Below are 1,556 nucleotides of genomic sequence, written 5' to 3'. Positions count from 1 at the left end.
CACTGGAGGTGCGGGTTCCGTCAGGTCCCTCCGGCGGCTCGCCGAGTGGAGATGAGTGGCATGAGGACGTCCGCCCCCTTCCTGACACGCGTCGGGGTCGCGATCATGAGCCTGATCGGGGTGCTGGGCCTGGGCTTCGCCGCGGCGGACGCGTTCGCCGACCTGGAGACCCCTCAGGCCATCGGCACCATCGCACCGTGGCTCGTCCTGGTGACGTCGCTCAGCGCGCTCGCGTTCCTCTCCCTCAGGTTCGCGCCCTGGGCGCTGGCCCTGCTCACCGCGTTCACCATCGTGTTCGGCATCATGGAAGCCGACGCCGGGCAGATCACCAGGGACGACCCCTTCTCGGGCATCTGGGTGCTCGTGCTGGCCGTGGCCCTGGGGTTCCTCGGGCTGAACCACACGCGGCTCGCCGGTGGTCTGCTGGCTGCGCTCGGGGCCGGGCAGCTCGTCGCCCTGTTCGTGGATGCCAACCGCGACGGTGCCGGGTTGGCTGACCTGCTGGGCTCTGCCGCAGGCTCCGTGGTCATCCCGATCCTCGTGGTCGCTGCCCTGTTCCTCCTCGACAGCCGCCAGCAGGTGCCGGTCGAGGAGTCGAGACACGCCGACGCGGCAGCGTGATCCCGGGCGTTTCTCGACCCCTCGACTCCGGCTGCGGGGCGTGGTGTCGACCCCTGGGAACAATCCAGCCCTGACCAAAGTTGAGTCAAGTGAACGCAAGTTTGGAGCGCTCGGTTTGCTCACGGCATCCGAGCGGTCTACCTTGAGTCTCAAGCACTCAACCCCAGCATCACACAAGGAGCACCCATGGCACGTGCAGTCGGAATCGACCTCGGCACCACGAACAGCGCCGTCGCCGTCCTCGAGGGTGGCGAGCCCACCATCATCGCGAACGCCGAGGGCGGTCGCACCACCCCGTCGGTCGTCGCCTTCTCCAAGGGCGGTGAGGTGCTCGTCGGCGAGATCGCCAAGCGCCAGGCCGTCACCAACGCCGACCGCACCCTGCGCTCTGTCAAGCGCCACATGGGCACCGACTGGCGCTCCGACGACATCGACGGCAAGAAGTACAACGCCCAGGAGATCAGCGCCCGCATCCTCCAGAAGCTCAAGCGCGACGCCGAGGCCTACCTCGGTGAGGCCGTGACGGACGCCGTCATCACCGTCCCCGCGTACTTCGACGACCACGAGCGCCAGGCCACCAAGGAGGCCGGCGAGATCGCGGGCCTGAACGTCCTGCGCATCGTCAACGAGCCCACCGCGGCCGCGCTCGCCTACGGCCTGGACAAGGGCAAGGAGGACGAGCTCATCCTCGTCTTCGACCTCGGCGGTGGCACCTTCGACGTCTCCCTCCTCGAGGTGGGCAAGGACCCCGACGACGGCTTCGCGACGATCCAGGTCAAGGCGACCTCGGGCGACAACAAGCTCGGTGGCGACGACTGGGACGAGCGCGTCGTGAGCCACCTGCTCACCACGGTCAAGAACTCCTCCGGCGTCGACCTCGCCAAGGACAAGATCGCCATGCAGCGTCTGCGCGACGCCGCCGAGCAGGCCAAGAA

At 68.2% G+C, this 1,556-nt stretch carries 2 protein-coding genes; both read left to right on the top strand.

The features are described 5' to 3' along the window. Positions 1 to 60: 60 nt before the first annotated feature. Positions 61 to 621, top strand: a complete 561-nt coding sequence (locus tag PLL68_RS15005) for a hypothetical protein (protein ID WP_324535472.1) — start codon at positions 61 to 63, stop codon at positions 619 to 621. A gap of 186 nt (positions 622 to 807) precedes the next feature. Beyond that, positions 808 to 1,556, top strand: a 749-nt coding sequence (locus tag PLL68_RS15000; protein WP_324535470.1) for an Hsp70 family protein, incomplete at its 3' end; no start/stop codon positions are given.

The sequence above is a fragment of the Ornithinibacter sp. genome (assembly GCF_035443565.1).
Lineage (GTDB): Bacteria > Actinomycetota > Actinomycetes > Actinomycetales > Dermatophilaceae > Fodinibacter.
Note: the sequence above shows the minus strand (reverse complement) of the source record. Positions and strands in the feature narration are given on the sequence as shown.